At 39.0% G+C, this 788-nt stretch carries 2 protein-coding genes; both read left to right on the forward strand.

The genetic code is table 11. The features are described 5' to 3' along the window. Positions 1-519 (forward strand): hypothetical protein (locus ACLD7X_RS17375; protein ID WP_411424944.1); only part of this gene is annotated, 519 nt, incomplete at its 5' end. Continuing rightward, the coding region (locus ACLD7X_RS17380) for a hypothetical protein (RefSeq protein WP_411424945.1) at positions 516-788 on the forward strand (273 nt) is incomplete at its 3' end. The genes ACLD7X_RS17375 and ACLD7X_RS17380, both read left to right, overlap by 4 nt.

Raw genomic sequence — 788 nt, forward strand, 5'->3', positions numbered from 1 at the left:
TATAAAGAAACACTTCTAACAAATTTGCGGGAGAAACTAGCTATTCCGATCAATACCCCGAGTCAATGGGATGCGGAAAAAACCTCAGCCTTCAAAATTGAGAAAGGAATTCAAATTGATAACAAGAACTTTCCGGTAGTTTTCTTTGGCGAAAACGATTTAAATGTGTCAAGCTTCGGAAAAGGAAAAAATGTGTACGAGATTTTCAAAAATGATCCCGAAACAAAATCCAAAATTAAGGCGCTGAACTCCGCTCTAAATCTGAATAATGTTCTGGTTTCATACAACCGCATTGCGGTCCTGAATGCCAGTACGTTTGGCTTGGTTGGAAACGTCAGGCTTGAATCCTACCTTTTTCTTTATAATTCAAATGGTGATCTTATTATCGATGCCTATGGCTTCACCAAGCCAAACCCGATAAAAGGTAAAGAACTTAGAGAGTATAAAACCGAGCTGGATAAGTTTGAGGAAATCAACGGAAAACTCACGCAGGAGCTATCAAAATATTTCAAGAAATGAAATTGGTCCTGACAACTCTGATTTTTATTTTCTTTCTAGTTGGAGCTGAAAGAGTATCTGGCCAGAAACTAGATTTACCGCCAGAGCAACTCTACGAAAAAGCAACCATTGGTTTATCAAACTTCGACAAGCTCGACGTTTTGCAATTGGCCGTAAGAAGTGACAGTATCTCGTTTTATTACAAGGGGGAATTTACCCAAATGGATTATAAAGCTGTAAACTACATCAAAATCCGAAAGGGAGGCAAAGGAAAAGGCGGTGCTCTGATC

It is taken from the genome of Aphanothece microscopica RSMan92, from assembly GCF_046613545.2.
In the GTDB taxonomy this organism is placed as follows: domain Bacteria; phylum Cyanobacteriota; class Cyanobacteriia; order PCC-6307; family Cyanobiaceae; genus NIES-981.